This window comes from Pseudomonas sp. H1_D04 (assembly GCF_054683855.1).
Genome location: NZ_CP162826.1, coordinates 5,027,485 through 5,044,552, shown reverse-complemented (window position 1 = coordinate 5,044,552; position 17,068 = coordinate 5,027,485). Strand labels below are relative to the sequence as shown.

General features: G+C 59.1%; 13 protein-coding genes. 9 read left to right on the top strand and 4 right to left on the bottom strand.

The window, feature by feature from the left end; all coding sequences use genetic code 11:
- From AB4N82_RS23290 to AB4N82_RS23265, 6 genes are all read left to right on the top strand, one after another.
- Nucleotides 1–999 carry an acyl-CoA dehydrogenase family protein gene (locus AB4N82_RS23290; protein WP_122765221.1) on the top strand — a complete coding sequence of 333 codons (999 nt, stop codon included), beginning with the start codon at nucleotides 1–3 and terminating at the stop codon, nucleotides 997–999.
- Complete coding sequence (locus AB4N82_RS23285; RefSeq protein ID WP_032885263.1) at nucleotides 996–1,754, top strand: PIG-L deacetylase family protein; 759 nt, start codon at nucleotides 996–998, stop codon at nucleotides 1,752–1,754. The genes AB4N82_RS23290 and AB4N82_RS23285 overlap by 4 nt, the downstream gene beginning before the upstream one ends.
- Nucleotides 1,751–2,350, top strand: a complete 600-nt coding sequence (locus AB4N82_RS23280; protein ID WP_122765222.1) for an SAM-dependent methyltransferase — start codon at nucleotides 1,751–1,753, stop codon at nucleotides 2,348–2,350. Before AB4N82_RS23285 ends, AB4N82_RS23280 begins: the two co-directional genes overlap by 4 nt.
- Complete coding sequence (locus AB4N82_RS23275; RefSeq protein WP_095184653.1) at nucleotides 2,347–3,006, top strand: glycosyltransferase family 2 protein; 660 nt, start codon at nucleotides 2,347–2,349, stop codon at nucleotides 3,004–3,006. The genes AB4N82_RS23280 and AB4N82_RS23275 overlap by 4 nt, the downstream gene beginning before the upstream one ends.
- Before the next feature lie 177 nt (nucleotides 3,007–3,183).
- Nucleotides 3,184–3,945: a PIG-L deacetylase family protein gene (locus tag AB4N82_RS23270; protein ID WP_032885266.1), complete on the top strand. Its 762-nt coding sequence runs from the start codon at nucleotides 3,184–3,186 to the stop codon at nucleotides 3,943–3,945.
- Nucleotides 3,946–4,192: 247 nt separating this feature from the next.
- Nucleotides 4,193–6,757, top strand: a complete 2,565-nt coding sequence (locus AB4N82_RS23265) for an autotransporter family protein (protein WP_460103196.1) — start codon at nucleotides 4,193–4,195, stop codon at nucleotides 6,755–6,757.
- Here the strand turns inward: AB4N82_RS23265 and AB4N82_RS23260 are convergent.
- Nucleotides 6,714–8,117 (bottom strand): amino acid permease, encoded by a 1,404-nt coding sequence (locus AB4N82_RS23260; protein WP_460103193.1) that lies wholly within the window; start codon nucleotides 8,115–8,117, stop codon nucleotides 6,714–6,716. The genes AB4N82_RS23265 and AB4N82_RS23260 overlap by 44 nt on opposite strands.
- 68 nt (nucleotides 8,118–8,185) lie before the next feature.
- A complete protein-coding gene (locus AB4N82_RS23255; RefSeq protein ID WP_095184652.1) occupies nucleotides 8,186–9,220 on the bottom strand; it encodes a histone deacetylase family protein in 1,035 nt (344 codons plus the stop codon).
- 121 nt (nucleotides 9,221–9,341) lie between these two features.
- On the opposite strand from AB4N82_RS23255, the gene AB4N82_RS23250 reads away from it, so the two are divergent.
- The 3 genes from AB4N82_RS23250 (at nucleotide 9,342) to AB4N82_RS23240 (ending at nucleotide 13,874) form a co-directional block, all read left to right on the top strand.
- Nucleotides 9,342–9,833, top strand: coding sequence for an Lrp/AsnC family transcriptional regulator (locus AB4N82_RS23250; RefSeq protein ID WP_032885271.1), 492 nt, complete (start codon nucleotides 9,342–9,344; stop codon nucleotides 9,831–9,833).
- A gap of 187 nt (nucleotides 9,834–10,020) precedes the next feature.
- On the top strand, nucleotides 10,021–12,186 hold the full coding sequence (locus tag AB4N82_RS23245) for a TonB-dependent siderophore receptor (protein WP_122757551.1): 2,166 nt from the start codon (nucleotides 10,021–10,023) through the stop codon (nucleotides 12,184–12,186).
- 194 nt (nucleotides 12,187–12,380) lie between these two features.
- Nucleotides 12,381–13,874: a methyl-accepting chemotaxis protein gene (locus AB4N82_RS23240; RefSeq protein ID WP_122765225.1), complete on the top strand. Its 1,494-nt coding sequence runs from the start codon at nucleotides 12,381–12,383 to the stop codon at nucleotides 13,872–13,874.
- Nucleotides 13,875–14,136: 262 nt separating this feature from the next.
- Here AB4N82_RS23240 and AB4N82_RS23235 read toward each other — a convergent pair whose 3' ends face one another.
- Both AB4N82_RS23235 and AB4N82_RS23230 read right to left on the bottom strand, forming a co-directional pair.
- Complete coding sequence (locus AB4N82_RS23235) at nucleotides 14,137–15,789, bottom strand: methyl-accepting chemotaxis protein (RefSeq protein WP_460103188.1); 1,653 nt, start codon at nucleotides 15,787–15,789, stop codon at nucleotides 14,137–14,139.
- A gap of 633 nt (nucleotides 15,790–16,422) precedes the next feature.
- The gene (locus AB4N82_RS23230; RefSeq protein ID WP_122765227.1) at nucleotides 16,423–16,983 is read right to left on the bottom strand and encodes a thioesterase family protein; all 561 of its coding nucleotides are present in this window, start codon (nucleotides 16,981–16,983) and stop codon (nucleotides 16,423–16,425) included.
- Between the last annotated feature and the right edge of the window lie 85 nt (nucleotides 16,984–17,068).

Genomic DNA, 17,068 nt, shown 5'->3' with positions numbered 1-17,068 from the left:
ATGGCTTTACACGGATTCCTTCAAGGCTACCGGGGTTATGCGGACACGCAAGCCCTGGGGGATGCCCTGAAGGCGCTTCAGGAAGAAGGCCTTGACCAACTGCCGCTGCCCGGCAGCGGGCAGACCTTGGCACGCTTCAGTCGCCTGGCCCAGGTCGCCGGGCATGACTTGCGCCTGTGCAAGTTGTTTGAGGGTCATACCGACGCGTTGGCGATCATTGCAGAACTGGACAGCCCCCTGCCGCCCTTGGGTAGCACGTGGGGCATGTGGGCCGCCGAACCGCCGAGTGCCAAGGTACGCGTGCGGCGCGACGGCCATCGACTGATGGTGGACGGTCGTAAAGCCTGGTGTTCCGGCGCGGCCGTGGTCAGCCATGGGTTGCTGACGGCCTGGGATGAAGAAGAGCGGCAGCAACTGGTCGCGGTCGAGATGCAGCAGCCGGGCGTAACTGTGACGAAGGACGGCTGGCACGCGGTCGGCATGGCGGCGACGGGCAGCGTTGAAGTGGTCTTCGAGGGGGTGCGCGGGATTGCCGTCGGCCACCCCGGTGAGTACCTCACCCGCCCCGGCTTCTGGCAAGGCGGGATTGGTATTGCGGCGTGCTGGTATGGCGCCGCGCAACGCCTGGCGGAAGTCTTGCGTGAGCAATGCGCCAAACGCCCTGAACCCCATGCCCTCGCCCACTTGGGTTCAGTGGACAGTGCGCTGAACGGGGCCGCCTGCGTTCTGCGCGCCAGCGCCGAGCACATCGACCTTGAACCTAAGGCTGATGCCCGAGTGCTGGCCCAGCAGACGCGGGCTTGCATTGAAGACACGGTCGAGCAAGTGATGCACCACGTGGGACGTGCCGTCGGTGCAGGCCCCTATTGCAAGGACCCGCACTTTGCGCAGTTGATGGCGGATTTGCCGGTGTACCTGCGCCAGAGTCACGCCGAACGTGACTTGGCCGGCCTGGGTGAGCTGATCGCAGGCGAACCCACAGGGAGGTGGCAGTTATGAAACCCAACCCGATTGTCGGCCAAGGCACCCCACTGCATCACTGGCAGGCCTCGCCGCGGATGGCCGAGTTGCCGCAGATCAGCGTCGAACAGTTAGTACCTGAAGGGCATCGCGCCGTGATCATCGCGCCCCATCCGGATGATGAAGTGCTGGGCTGCGGTGGTCTGTTGCAAGGTCTGGCGGCGCTCGGTCGGCCCATACAGCTGATTTCGGTGACCGACGGCAGCGCCAGTCACCCCGGCTCTCGGCGCTGGCCGGTAGAGCGCCTGAGCGTGGTGCGGCCCCAGGAATCAGCGCAAGCCCTGCATCGGCTGGGTTTGCCATTGCACAGTTTGAAATGGCTGCGCGCCGGGTTTACCGACAGCAAGGTAGCGGCGCGAGAGGACGAATTGAGCGCCTTTATCCAACGCTACCTCAAGCCCACGGATGTGCTGTTTACCACGTGGCGAGAAGACGGCCACTGCGACCACGAAGCCGTAGGCCGCGCCAGTGCCAAGGCCGCCCAAGCGGTGGGCGCTACGCTGTACGAGCTGCCGGTGTGGACGTGGCACTGGGCAACCGCCGAAGACAGCCAAGTGCCGTGGCACCGCGCGCGCAAAATCCCTCTGAGCTGCGAGTCGGTGGCCCGTAAGCGCCACGCTATTCACGCGTTCGCCAGCCAATTGGAAGGTGACCCGCAAATCGGCCTGCCCCCGGTGCTCGCGCCCTATGTGGTGGAGCGCTTGCTGCAACCGTTTGAAGTGGTATTCGTATGAGTGTGGCTACGCCGTATTTCGACCAACTGTTCGCCGAAAATGATGACCCTTGGGCGTTTCGTCAACGCTGGTATGAGCGACGCAAACGCGCATTGACCCTTGCTGTGCTGACGCGTCCGCGCTATGCCGCCATTTTTGAGCCGGGCTGTGCCAATGGCGAGCTGAGTTTCGAACTGGCGCCTCGCTGTGATCGCCTGCTGTGCTGTGACACCGCCGCCGCTGCCGTCAGCCTGGCGCGCAGCCGTTTGTTGGGGTTCCCCCATGCCGAGGTGCAACAGAGCCGCCTGCCGGAACAATGGCCGACCGAGCGCTTCGAGCTGATCGTGCTCAGCGAGCTGTGTTACTACCTCGACGCAGACGATTTAGGCCGCGTGATCGACCGCGCCCTCGCCAGCCTGACCGACGACGGCCAACTGCTGGCGTGCCACTGGCGCGTACCGATTGAAGGCTGTCCGCAGACATCTGAGCAGGTACATGCCCTGCTCCATGAACGACTGGCAATGCCGCGCATCGCCAGCTACCACGAACAGGATTTTCTCCTCGACCTGTGGTGCCGCGATGGCACCTCGGTCGCTCGCCATGAGGGCCTGCGATGATCGGCGTTCTGATCCCGGTGCATAACGAACAAGCGCTGTTACCCGACTGCCTGGACGCCGCGTTGATCGCGGCCCGCCACCCTGGCCTGCAAGGCGAAGCGGTGCAGATCCTGCTGGTGCTCGACAGTTGCAGCGATGACAGCGCAGCCATCGTCCAGAGCTACCCGGTGCAGCACTTCGAAGTACAGGCGCGCAATGTTGGGCATGTGCGCGGGCTGGGTGCGCGGCATCTGCTCAATCAGGGCGCACGCTGGATTTCCTGCACCGACGCCGACAGCCGCGTCGCGCCTGACTGGCTGGTAGCGCAGTTGGCGCTGAACGCCGATGCGGTATGCGGCACGGTGACGGTGGACGCGTGGAGCGAGGGCTTCGACCCGGCCGCGCAGATCCGCTACCTCCAGGGTTATCAGGCGCAGGACGGGCACCGGCACATCCACGGCGCCAATCTGGGGGTGAGCGCGGGTGCTTACATTCGCGCAGGCGGCTTCGAACCCTTGGCCTGCCATGAGGACGTGCAATTGGTGCGCAACCTGGAACGCTGTGGCGCCTCTATCGCCTGGAGCAATACCCCGCAAGTGATCACCAGTGCGCGCTTGGAATCCCGCGCCCAAGGCGGGTTTGGCGATTATTTGAAGAGCCTGATGCCGGCGTCGTGAAAAAATCCATATTACAGAATGTAAAAGCGGCGAATCCTTGTCTATGCTGAAGACGCCTTGCTGGTCATTCAGGGTTGAATGGCCACGCACCCATCACGGCGGAGTCTGTGGTGAATAAATAGAGTCGTCCCGTCAACGGGGCACGACCCAGCACCAATCCACAAGGATGTAACGCTCATGAAGTCTGCCTCCCTCAGTGAAGGCCGTCGCGGCCCCGCGCAAATCTGGAACACTGCGCCGCAGCTGGCGCAAATAGCCCCTATCTCTGCGACATCGCTGGTCCCGGCCGGTGCACGGGTGGTGGTCATCGCGCCCCATCCGGGCGACGAAGTGTTGGCGTGCGGCGGCATGCTGCAACTGCTCAGCACCCTTGAATATCCCCTGCAACTGATCTCCATCACCGACGGCAGCGCCAGCCATCCTGGCTCACATCGGTGGCCGGCCAGCCGCTTAAGCGTCGTGCGGCCCCAGGAAAGCGCCGAAGCGCTGCGTCGCCTGGGCATGCCCATGCATAGCCTGAAATGGATTCGCGGCGGCTTTTGCGACAACGCCCTGTCGGCCCGTGAGCCGCAACTGAGCCAATTCATCGCGCGCTATTTGCAAGCGGGCGATGTGGTGTTCACCACGTGGCGCAACGACGGCAACCCCGACCACGAAGCGGTGGGCCGCGCCAGTGCGAAGGCGTGCAATCTCGTCGGTGCGCAGCTGTATGAACTGCCGATCTGGGCCTGGCACTGGCCCGCGCGCGAGGGTGCAATCATCCCCTGGCAACGGGCGCGCAAGGTGCGCCTGGACACATGGAGCGTTGCGCGCAAACTCCACGCGGTCCATGCCTATGCGAGTCAATTGGTGGGTGACCCGCAGATCGGTCTGGCGCCGATGCTGGCGCAGGTGTTGTTGGATCGCATGCGCGAGCCTTACGAGATCGTCTTCGCATAGCCGCCGACTCGTCCGTACCTGTTATTTCTCACAGTAGCGACGCGAGGGATGTGCGTCTAAGGTTCAAAACGTGCTGCACAGGTGAGGTGCAGTCGAGAAAGCCATGCCAACCCTTTGCATTGGCGGGTGTTTTCGAAGCAGGTAACTCGTATTCCCTGATCCGTATCGCGTTCGTTGTTGCCATGGTCCTTAACCGTGCCTGTCATCAGGCACCGTGGAGTCAGGTCGCATTGAGCGAGGACGGATCATGAGCAAACGACTTCCCCAACGGACCGGCGCCAGCCTGATTATGGCGTCAGCAGCATGGCTGTTGAGCTGTTCAAGCACTGCTCAGGCGTGCACCTTCACCATCACGCCAGGTGACGATGTGGTGACCTGCACCAGCGGCGCGGGCGGCAACCTCATTGATGCGCAAGGTAACAACAGTCTGATATTTCCCTCCGGCAACGGCAGCGTGTTGGGCGTCGGTTATGGCGCGGGCAATGACCTCATCGAGATGAACACCGCGGATGCGGTCATCGGCACCAGTGGGGTCAACATGGGCGATGGCGCGAATATCTTTCGCCTGTTCCAGGGGGCGGTCAACAGTGTGATCTTGCAGGGCTCCGGTGCCGATGTAGTGCAAATCAGCGGCGGTACGGCCGGTGGAATTTTCCAGGGCGCCGGATTGGACAAATTCTCCATGAGCGGCGGCACGATCACATCCCTTGCCCAAGGGGATGGCATCGACGACTTCGCCATGAGCGGCGGTACCATCACAGGCGCCTTTGAAGATGGCGACCACGGATTGATGACCGGCGGCAGCATCGGACGCGTCGACATGAAACTCGACAACAACCTGTTTGATATGCGCGGCGGCACCGTTGTCGGCAACTTCGTCACCGGCTTTGGCGACGACACGATCCTGGTATCGGGCACCAGTTTCATTGGCGGTAACCTCAGCGTCAGCGGCGGGGCCGACATCATCGTCATCAAGGGTGGCAGGATTGCCGGGGAAATTCGCATGAGCGCGGGGAATGACCAGTTCGAGTGGAACGGCGCGGGCCAACTCGACTCGGCAGTACTGCTGGCCGGCGATAACGACACGGCGCTGCTGAAAAACCTGACCGAAGCCATTGTCGCCCCTACTCCCGTTGTGGACGGCGGAACGGAGAACGATACCCTGACGTTCGACAACAGCCAGGTCAGCACACCGCAACGTTATCAGAACTGGGAAATCGTCAACCTGGACAACAATTCGAGCCTGTCCCTCGGCGGCACCTTCACACTGGGGGATGCCGCTACCGGGACCGGCACCATGAACGTAAATGGCAGCTCGGCATTGCGGGTCAGTACAGGGATCATCAACCCGTTTACCGCCGGCCAACTGACGACCCTGAACAACAGCGGCCTGATCGACATGACCACGGGCAGCTCCGGCACCAGCGATACCCTGACGGTCAATGGCAACTACAACGCCAGCGGCGGCCAACTCGCGCTGCAAAGTGTATTGGGTGGCGACGGTTCGCCCAGCGACAAACTGGTAATCAGCCAGGGGACCATCCAGGGGAGTACGAGCATTCGCGTCACTAACCTCGGCGGCGCAGGCGCCGCTACGCTGCAAGATGGTATCCAGGTGGTGCAGGCGCTCAACGGCGCCACCGGCAGCGGCACTGCCTTTACCCTTGGCGCGCCGGTGTCTGCCGGCGCGTTCGACTATTACCTGTTCAAGGGTGGCGTCACCGCCGGCACCGCCGAAAACTACTACCTGCGTTCGACCATCCCGGTGGTGCCGCCGAACCCGGTCATTATCGTGCCGTTGCCTGTCCCCATTCCCGATGAACCACCGCTGCCGCCCAACCCTGGGACAGAGCCGATTCCCATCTACCGCCCGGAAGTGCCGCTCTACGCCGCGCTGTTTCCCGCCGCCCAGCAAATCGTGCAAGGCATGCTCGGCTCCTTTCACCAGCGCATGGGTGACCAGAGCCAGCAACAGCAGGCCGGCGCTTTATCGGCCGGGTGGGGTCGGGTCTACGGCAACAGCAGTCGCCAGAGTTTCGCCGGCACGGTGAGCCCGACGCTGGACAGTTCGGTAACGGGCTTCCAGGTGGGCAGCGATCTCTATGCCAGCGCCATGGGCGATGGCCAGCAACGCTTGGGGTTTTTCGTCGGCCATAGCCGTTTGCGGGGCACAGTCAAAGGCTTCAACGGCGGCCGGGAGGACAAGAACGCCGGCAAAACCACCTTGCGCGGTGACAGCCTGGGCGTGTACTGGACGCTGATCGGCGCCAACCAGGCCTACCTTGACCTGGTGTTAATGGGCACACGCTTCAATGGCAACAACGAGTCGGACCGTGGTGTGAAGATGAAAACCCGCGGGCACAACGTCACAGCCTCCGCCGAAGTCGGCTGGCCGATCCCGGTGACGACCAACTGGGTCGCGGAACCCCAGGCACAAGTGATCGTCAGCAAGACCACGTTGAATAGCCAAAACGACGGGGTTTCCGACGTGTCCTATAACGCCGATACCCACCTGACCACGCGCCTGGGAATCCGCCTGCGCGGCGACTACCAAGTGCGTGGCATGCCACTGGTGCCTTATGTACGGGCGAATGTCTGGCACACCCGCGCCGGACAGAACACCGTGACCTTTGCCGATGTCACCGACATCGACACCGAGCAGAAGTCCACCACCCTGGACCTCAGCGTCGGTGCAACGTTGAAGGTCACCCAAGACATCAGCGTTTACAGCGAGGTGGGCTACAACCGCAACCTGGACAGCAACACCTTCAACGGCCGCCAAGGTACGGTTGGCCTGAGAATGGCGTTCTGATCTGGTAGGCAACCGCCAGCCAGATAAACCAGACCGGCATCACATATAGGGCCAGGCGTGTGTCTGGCCGCAACGCCAGCAGGCAGAGCACGAACGCAAGGAAACCCAGGGAAAACCAAGCCATCGGCACACCGCCGGGCATCTTGTAAGTGGACTTGGCGTGCAGGTCCGGGCGTTTTTTACGGTAAGCGATGTACGACGCGAGAATCGTCGACCACGTAAAAATCACCAGGATCGCCGAGACCGTCGACACAATGGTGAAGGCGGTCATCACCTCCGGCACCACAAACAGCAACACCAGGCCGAGCAGCATCAATACCGTGGTGAAGGCCAGGCTGAACAACGGAACGCTGCTGTTGGACAAGCGTCGGAAAACACCTGGCGCATCCCCCAGATCGGCCAACCCGAACAACATGCGGCTGGCGGAAAACACCCCGCTGTTGGCCGAGGACGCCGCCGAGGTGAGTACCACGAAATTGACGATGCCCGCAGCCGCAGGAAACCCCGCCACCAGGAACAGCTCCACAAACGGGCTTTTGCTCGGCGACACCTGCTGCCACGAGGTCACGGCGATGATGCACGCCAGGGCCAGCACGTAGAACAGAATGATGCGCAACGGAATCGAATTGATTGCCTTGGGCAACGTCTTCTCCGGCGCACGGGTTTCGGCCGCGGCGGTGCCGATCAGCTCGGTGCCGGCAAAGGAAAAAATCGCCATCTGGAACCCGGCAAAAAAGCCGAACAGGCCGTTGGGAAATGCCGCCTGCTTGTCCAGCAAATGCGACAGCGATGCAGTGACGCCGGTGGGTGAGACAAACGAGCCAGCGATCAGCACCACGCTCACCCCGATCAGGGTCACCACGGCGATGATCTTGATGATTGCGAACCAGAACTCCACTTCGCCGAACAACCGGACAGTCAGCGCATTCAACGCGAACAACGTTAACAGCATGCCCACCGCCGGCATCCACGCCGGCAGGTCCGGGAACCAGTACTGGAAAAACCCGCCGACCACCACCGCATCCCCCACCACCGCCACGCTCCAGCTCAGCCAGTACGACCAGCCGAGAAAAAACGCGGCGCGCGGCCCCAGGTAGGCGCCGGCAAAATCGGCAAAGCTCTTGAAGTTGAGGTTGGACAGCAGCAGCTCGCCCATGGCGCGCATCACGAAATACACAAACAGCCCGATGATCATGTAGATCAGGATGATCGAGGTGCCGGACAGCGCAATGATCTTGCCGGAGCCCATGAACAGGCCGGTGCCGATCGCACCGCCCATGGCCATCAGCTGGATATGACGGTTGCTCAGGGTGCGTTGCAACGCAGGCTTTTCGCAAAGCCCGGACGTAGTTGTTTTCATCACAAAACCTCTTGTTATGTTTTTGAGTTTTGGCAGAAAAAAGTTGGGCGGTCGTTGTTATTAGGGGGTCAGGCGGTTTTGCTTTCGAAACCGTGCAACACGTTGACGGCATTGATGCCGATCTCATCGACCATGTAGCCCCCTTCCATCACGAACAACGTCGGCACGCCCACGCTGGCGATGATCTCGCCCATACCGAGGAAGTCTTCGCTGTCGAGGAGGAAGTGGCTGATGGGGTCGTCCTTGAACGTGTCGACGCCGAGGGAAATCACCAGTACTTCAGGGGCGAAGTGTTTGAGCCGCTGGCACGCGTCGGCGAGGGCAATTTTGTAGTGATCCCAGGTGGTGTTTTTCGGCAACGGATAATTCAGGTTGAAGCCCTCCCCTGCACCCTTGCCGCGCTCGCTGTTGGCGCCGGAAAAGTACGGGTAGGACACGGCGGGCTCGCCATGCAGGGAGATAAACAGCACATCCGAGCGGTCGTAGAAAATGTTCTGTGTGCCGTTGCCATGGTGGAAATCCACGTCCAGTACCGCAACGCGTTTGGCGCCTTGAGTGATGGCCTGTTGTGCGGCAATCGCGGCGTTGTTGAGGTAGCAATAACCGCCCATGTATTCGCGGGCGGCATGGTGGCCGGGTGGGCGGCACAGGGCAAAGGCGCTGTTGTGGCCCTCATCGATGAGCGCGAGGCCAGTGAGTGCAATGTCCGCGCTGGTCTTCACCGCCTGCCACGTGGTCGCGGTAATCGGCGAACCGGCGTCCATGGCATAGAACCCCAGCTTGCCGTCGATGAAATCCGGCACCTGTTCATTGGCCAGATCGCGCACCGGCCACACCAGCGGCAGCGCGTCATGGCTGCGGCCGATGGCGGTCCATTCGGCCCATGCGGTTTCAAGGAAAGAGACGTAGCGCTCGCTGTGGGCATTGACGTAACAGGCGCGGTCAAAGGCGCGCGGCACGATGATATCGCCGAGCCCGACGTGCTGGACGCGGTCACGCACGGTGTCGGCGCGGCTCGGTTGCTCGAACGATGGCTTGAGTACGCCATCCTTCAATTCGGTGCCATGGTGCAAACGGTGGGCATCGCTAAAAACAGTCAGCATGTGTATAAATCCGCCAGTAAAAGACAGGGTCTATTTTGTTCTGGCGGTGCGGGGCTTTCTTTGCTTTTAGTTCTTGCGCTGTTAGTTTTATCGGGTTTTTTTACCCCTATTACAGGCGAATATGAAAAATAAAACCAAGCAGGTCGTTCTTGACGACACCGATCTCGCCATCCTCGCCTTGCTGCAGGAAGACGCGAGTATTTCCAACGCCCAACTCAGCGAGCGTCTGGCCCTGAGCCTCACGCCGTGCTGGCGCCGCCGCAAGCGTCTGGAAGAAGAAGGCGTGATCAAGGACTACCAGGCCAATCTGGATCGCAAGCTGCTCGGCCTGGACATCATGGCGTTTGTGCATGTGCGCTTTGCCATCCACACCGACCACGCGCCGGACGCCTTCGAAGCGGTGGTCAAGGAACTGCCTCAGGTGCTGTCGTGCCACAAAATCACCGGGGATGCGGATTATCTGTTGCAGGTGCTGGCGGAAGATCTCGACAGCTACAGCGAGTTTGTAGAGAGCGTCCTGAGGCGACAATTGGGGATCGCGTCGATCCAGTCGAGCCTGGCGCTGCGCGAAGTGAAAGCGACAAGCCGGGTGGCGATTCCGAAGCGCGATTGAACACCGTCCATGAACGCTCGAAAACGGCAGGTGCTGGCTAAAGGCCTGCCATGCAGATGTGAAAAAATCGTTAACTAATTCATCCCTATGGCTTTTTCCTACAGAATCAATCTGTCACAATGATGCGAATAATTATCAACACTTTTATTATTCGCCAGGGAAAGGCAGTTAGGGGAGAGCTCGTTCGATGCCTGTGCACCAGCCCGGCGGTAAAGGTTTTACACCCAGTTTGATCGCGTTGGCGGTCTGTCTCGCCACCTCGCACGCGGCCTTCGCCGCCGACGCCGAAGCACCGGTCACCACCCTGGAACTGGGCGCCACCCAAATCTCCGGCGAGCAGCAGTTGGGCGAAACCACTGAGGGCACGCAGTCCTACACCACCGGCGCGATGAAGACCGCGACCAAGTTGCCACTCACCCTGCGTGAAACGCCACAAGCCGTCACCGTGATTACGCGCCAGCGCATGGATGACCAGGCAATGACCAGCATCAACGACGTGGTCAACGCAACGCCCGGGTTGTTCCTGAATTACTCCAACGGACCGGGCAGGCAGTCCTATACCTCGCGCGGTTTCGACATCGACAACCTGATGTATGACGGTATTCCGAGCGGCTATAACGGCGTTTCAGTCGGCGCGCAGCCCAACCTGGCGATGTTCGACCGCGTTGAAGTGGTGCGCGGCGCGACCGGCCTGGTGACCGGCGCGGGCAACCCGTCGGCCGCCATCAACCTGATCCGCAAGCGGCCCCTGGACGAGCAGAAAGTCACCCTGACCGGCGCCGCTGGCAGCTGGGACGACTACCGTGGCGAACTCGACGCCTCCAGCCCGCTCAATGACAGTGGCACCTGGCGCGGCCGGGTGGTCACCTCCTACCGCGACGCCAATAGCTTCATCGACAACGCCGAGGAGTATCACGGCCTGTTCTATGCCGTCACCGAAGCTGACTTGGGTGAAGACACCACCCTGACCCTCGGCTACTCAAACCAGAAGGACAAGACCAATTACTTCTGGGGTTCCTCAATGATCGGTCAGGATGGCCATCACCTCGACCTGCCCCGCTCCTACAACCCCGGCACCGACTGGGAGAACAAGGACCAGGAGATCAACACGGTCTTCGCCGAACTGCGCCAGCAACTGGCCAACGACTGGAAGCTGCAGGTCAACGCCAACTACGCCGAGCAGAAAGCCTTGTTCTCGGGCTCGTATCAATCGCGCTGGGCTGCTGACAAATCACTGGCGCGAACCGTCTACCAGGCCGCCTATGACGAAAATCAGGCTGGCGTCGACGCCTTCGTCAGCGGCCCGTTCCAGGCGTTCGGGCGCACCCATGAGCTGGTGGTCGGTGCCAGCCGCCGCATTTACGACATGACCAGCCACGACTACAGCCCGTACGACACCAATTGGCCGATTACCGCAGGCAAACCGGACTTCGTCCACACCACCGACACCCGTGAAATCACCACCCAGGACGGCTTCTACCTGACCACGCGCCTGAGCCTGGCCGACCCGCTCAAGCTGATCCTCGGCGGGCGCCTGGACTGGTATGACTACGATGCCCATGGCAGCAACAGCGGCGACTACAAAGTCACCCGCAACCTGACGCGCTACGCGGGTTTGATCTACGAGCTGGATGACCATCACTCGGTCTACGTCAGCTACAGCGACATTTTCACGCCGCAAACCGCCAAAGATAGTTCGGCGACCCCGGTCAAGCCGATTGTCGGCAAAAACTACGAGGTCGGCGTTAAAGGCGAATACCTGGGCGGCGCGCTGAATGCCAGCGTCGCACTGTTCCGCGTCGATCAGGAAAATCGTGCCACCAAAGTGACCGTGCAAAACTGCCCGCAGACCGAGTGCTATGAAGCCTCCGGCGAGATTCGCAGCCAGGGTATCGACTTCGAACTGCAAGGCGCCCTCACCGAGAACTGGCAGGTCGGCGGTGGCTACACCTACGCGCGCACCCACACCATCAAGGACGAAGCCAACCCGCAGCTTGTCAACAAGCAGTACGACACCGACACCCCGGAGCACTTGTTCAAACTGACCACCCGCTACAACCTCCAGGGCGCGCTGGAGAAATTCCGGGTGGGCGGCAACATCTCCTGGCAGAGCCGCATGTACAACGACGTCAAGCTGGCTGACGGCAGCACCTACCGCCTGCAACAAGGCGCCTACGCCGTCACCGACTTGATGGCCGGCTACAGGGTCAACGACAACCTGGACCTGCAGCTCAACGCCAACAACATCTTCGACCGCAGCTACTACTCAACCATCGCCAACTCCGTGGACTACGGCGGCGACAGCTACGGCACCCCACGCAACATGATGCTGACGGCCAAATACACCTTCTGATCGTCATCAAGGCTGCCCGCTCGGGCAGCCTTTCCTCCTGGCAGTGGCGCTTAAAGCTCTCTCCCCTACTGCCGATAAGCTTTTGCTTTCCCCGTACCTGCAAAAATCCTGATACCTGCTTTGCTCTGTAGCAGCGCGCCATCGTGGCACGCCGCATGCTTTGTTCCTGGCCACACCACAGGGAGTAAGAGTGAATGCCCGTCCGCACGCGTTTTCTAGAGCACTACCGCAAAGCCGACCGCATCATGCTGGCGTTGATCTGGCTGATGACGCTGTTCTCCGTAGGCCTGGCGTTCTGGCACGACACCTTGATCCAAGCAATCGTAGTCGGTGGCGGCACAAGCCTGCTGCTCACCGCGCTCTACCGCGCCATCGGCGGCACGCGCGTGATGCGCTGCGCACTGGGCGCTGGTCTGATGGTCATGGCCGCGCTGCATATCAACCAGGCACAAGGCGTGATCGAAGCCCACTTCGGAATTTTCGCCCTGCTGGCGGTGCTGACGTTTTACCGCGACTGGCTGCCGATCCTCGTGGCCGCACTCACCATCGCCGTGCACCACGTGGTCTTCCATGCCTTACAGCATCAAGGCTTCCCGGTCTTCGTGATGGAACACCACGGCGGCTGGACCATGGTGTTTGTGCATGCTTTCTACGTGGTGATGGAAACAGTCGCCCTGCTCTACCTCGCCGTGCACAGCCAGGCCGAAGCCGTCGAGAGCCAGGAAATGCTCGAAAAAATGCTCGCTGTCACCACCCAGCTCACCGTGGAAACCGCACAAGGTGAAGGCAAGGCGCATATGTCCCTGGCCAAGCGCTTCGACCACTTCCTGCAACAGATCACCGGGCTCATTGACGGCGTCTCCCGCGACTCCCACGGCCTCGGCCAACTCGGACAAGAACTGGCCCACGCCAGCGGCACCCTGGAAAAAGGCGCACGCCACCAACTGGCCGAAATCGCACAAATGACTGACTCCATGCAGCGCATGGAACACGCCATGGGCAACATTACGGTGCACGTCGAGGAAGCGGTCGCGCACGCCGACGTCGCCAGCCAACAAATCCTGCGCGGCCAGGAAAGCGTCGGCCGCGCCCAACACGAAATCACCCAACTGGCCACACGCCTCACCGACACCCATCAGACCGTTCAAGGCTTGGCCGTGCAGGCCGAACAGATCGGCTCGGTGCTCGACGTCATCAGCAGCATCGCCAACCAAACCAACCTCCTCGCCCTCAACGCCGCCATCGAAGCCGCCCGCGCCGGTGAGCAAGGCCGCGGCTTCGCCGTCGTCGCCGACGAAGTGCGCAACCTGGCGCAACGCACAGCGGTTTCCACCCAGGAAATCAAAACCATCATCGAAGGCTTGCAGCAAGGCAGCCGCGAAGCCGTCGAAGCCATGCAGGACAGCCGCCAAGGCGTAGAACGTTGCGTGGAAGACAGCCAGGTCGCGGTGCAAATGCTAAAGGCAGTAGGCAATGACATCACCCAAATCGATGCGCTGAACGGGCGGATCGTCAGCACTACGCGGGAACAGACCTCAGCAAACCTGGAGATCGTCGGGCGCTTGCAGTCGGTGCAGGGCATCGCGCAGAGCACGGCACAGGATGTAGAGATGCTGGCCAGGAGCAGCGAACAACTGCCGCCGATTGCGGTGCGGTTAGACGCGTTGGGGCGCCGGTTTCATCCGTGAGGTGGTGATCTTCGAAAGGCCTCGGCGTTGTGTTGATCGCGCGCTTGGGCCTATTTGAAATACGTCGTGAGAGATAACTTCAGGCCAATAGCAGCGGTTCGAGTTCCGCCGCTTGCGTACCCAGTTCTAAAGAGAGAATACGAGGTCGAGAAGCTATACAGGTCGTTCTGATGTAGGTGCTTGCGCTGATTATTGACCGTAATGCTGAGTGTGGCTCAACTCAAGTGCCCCTCAATTCATAGACGCAATCTCAATAAACTCGTCAAACCTTAAAGTTACCTATTTGCTGCTGTAGCACGGCTCCGAGCTCGGCCAAGTTAGTACTTGAACGGGCAGTTCGCTCGCACGATAAAGCTGAATCATCCGCAATATTGCGAACCGACGTAACACTCCGGTTAATTTCTTCCGCGACGCAACTTTGTTCCTCACCTGCAGTAGCGATTTGTCTGACCATCTGCTGGATGTTGTCAATCATCTCCACGATGGTTTCAACCGAGCCCCCAGTGTTTGAAACCTGTATTACCGTTTCATCCGTCAAACCGCGGCAGACTTCCATCATCCCAGCAGCTTCTTCGGCTATTTTTTGCAGATTGGCAGTCAGCGCTCCAATTTCCAGGGTTGCGCCCTGAGTTCGTTTGGCGAGCGTTCTCACCTCATCGGCCACCACCGCAAATCCTCGACCAGCATCGCCCGCCCTAGCAGCCTCAATAGCGGCATTTAACGCCAACAAGTTGGTTTGATCGGCGACAGACGTTATGACCTGCAATACCCCGCCTATATTCAGGCTCTCTATCCTGAGTTGTGCCATGGCTGCGGCAGATTTTGATACTTCAGATGCGAGACGTTTTATTTGGGTTATTGCTTCTTTTGCCATGGTTCCGCCGGTCTGCGCTTGGAGGTTAGCGGTGAGCGCCGCATGGGCTGCTTCCTCAGAGTTGCGTGCAACTTCGAGGGTGGTTGCTACCATTTCGTGAATCGCAGTGGCGACTTGGTCGATTTCAGTTCTCTGATTACCTACGCCGATGCGGGTCTGCTCTGTCGCTGCGGAAAGGTCAACGGCGGCATCAGAAATTACGCCCGATGAAGTATTAACCTGACTAATAAGCAGGCTCAGGCGTGACTGCATTTCACCCAAGGAGTACAGCACACTGCCGGCCGCTGACATTTTCGCTTCAAGAATCGGGCGCAAGTCACCACTGGCAACGCGCTGAGCGATGGTGGACAAGACAGTAGGCTCTGCACCAAGAGCACGTGATAAGCCACGAACTATTAGAGTAGTCAGTACTACCCCGATGACAATTGCTACTGCGCAGAAAAACATCAGAAGATTACGGGTGTCTTTATAATCGTTCTGCGCATCACTAATGCTAGCCAGCGCTAGACCTGAGTTAAAACTCTTGTAAGTTGTAACGCTAGCCACCAGTTTCTTTAGGAGTGGCAAGCATTGGTTGTTCATCATATCAATAGCCGCTTTTGCATCGCCAGTAACGGCTAACCGCGTGATTTCCAAAGCAATCGGACCATACGCTTTCTCAATCTCCTCAATGTTAGCAACTAAGCTCCGAGCGTTATTACCATCAGCGGATGGAGGCAATGCAGCGACTCCAGCCACTAACGCTGACAAAATACTTTTAACCTTCTGATGTTCGATATTTACGGTATCGGCCTCGGCCTGTCTGTCAGCTGCCGAGGTAACCAGCACGAGGTTTCGTGCTGAGATCGCACGTTGCTGCGCAGCGAGCAATAGATCATTCATCAGGCCCATGCGCTTATTCAAACCATCAACATAACTTGAGAAGCGTAGATTTGATCCATTTAAGCTAGTGACAGAAAATGCAGAGATCATAAAAATAATCATTACCATCAAGCCAAAGCTTAACAACAACCTCTTCCGCACCGACAAGGAATTTAACATGCTGACTCTCCGATTTTTTAGTATTCTCACGGCGCAGCCAGAGATATGGCGCATTGACACTATGCGGCGTCAGATGGCAGTAATTCAAGGCTTAAATCGGGTTACGGTACTAAAGTACTAAATTGAAACTCAAACAATCCAATCGAACTACCGCACCATCTAAACGCACCTATATGAATGGATTTCTATTCTAGGGTGGATATTTAATTCAAACTCTATAGTTAAAACAGGAACCGCTTTATATTTAACTCAATTACATTTTATCGAGCCCTATAACGAGCCATAGGCCCAATAGCCTCCTACAGAGAAGGCTGCCCTGGCGGGCTTTTAAGCGTCTGCTGAAAACCAAGGTCTCGGCCTCCTAACTGTTCGAAATGCGCGTCAGATTTACGGTCGCACCAATCGGTCGAAATACCGCACCCTTTTGCAGACAGTGGCAATGCTTAACGTTGGCCATAGCTTGTGCTTGCGAATAGAGGAGCACGCCTGGGGGCTTGCAGTGGTTCATGAAAGACTGCTTTCGGCCAGAAGCGGCCACTCAATGGTGTCTATAGCGGAATTCATCTCCTGACGGACCTCGGTTTAGGACATAGGAGCGTATACCAATGAGTAGGGGCTCTTAACATCAGCAGGTTAGCTGGACTGCTGATCGCTGATGCTTTCTTCTTCTCTGAGTTGGCCACTCATCGCATCGCAGCTAGCCGACCACGATGTCAGCCATTGCGGCATCGCTGGCGACTTTTCGGGTAGTCCCAACTCCCGAACAAATTCGCCTGGTGGAATAATCCCTTTAGATGAGCGAAATAGACCCCGCATTACTACAACTCCGATCACCCGTCCTTTGCTCAGAAACCGATGTTCCATAAAGCTCCATTTGTCGTCCCAGCCCAGCATTCTGGTGTGGACTTCAAACGTTTCAAACAGCCTAAGCTCACGACGAAATTTACCCCAGGTGTCCCCTACGATTGGTAGCGCTTTCGTTCTAATAGCCACTCGATACGCACCACTGCGCAGAACGAAATCCATACGTCCGACATCGGCGAGTGTGAAGTATCGGCCATTGGTGACGTGTCGATTGAAGTCAAGATCTAGAGGCCATACGCGCATTCGGATGACGGTTGACCCCAGAGCTTTTGCGGGGTTGCGCCACGGTCGGCGGAGTAGCATGAACAGAAGCCGAAACCATAGATTCATAAAAAACACCGATAGTTGAATGATCGGTGCACTTTAAAGAGTGAGGAGTGGGCTAGGTAGGTCTGAAAATGACTTAATTTGCCTT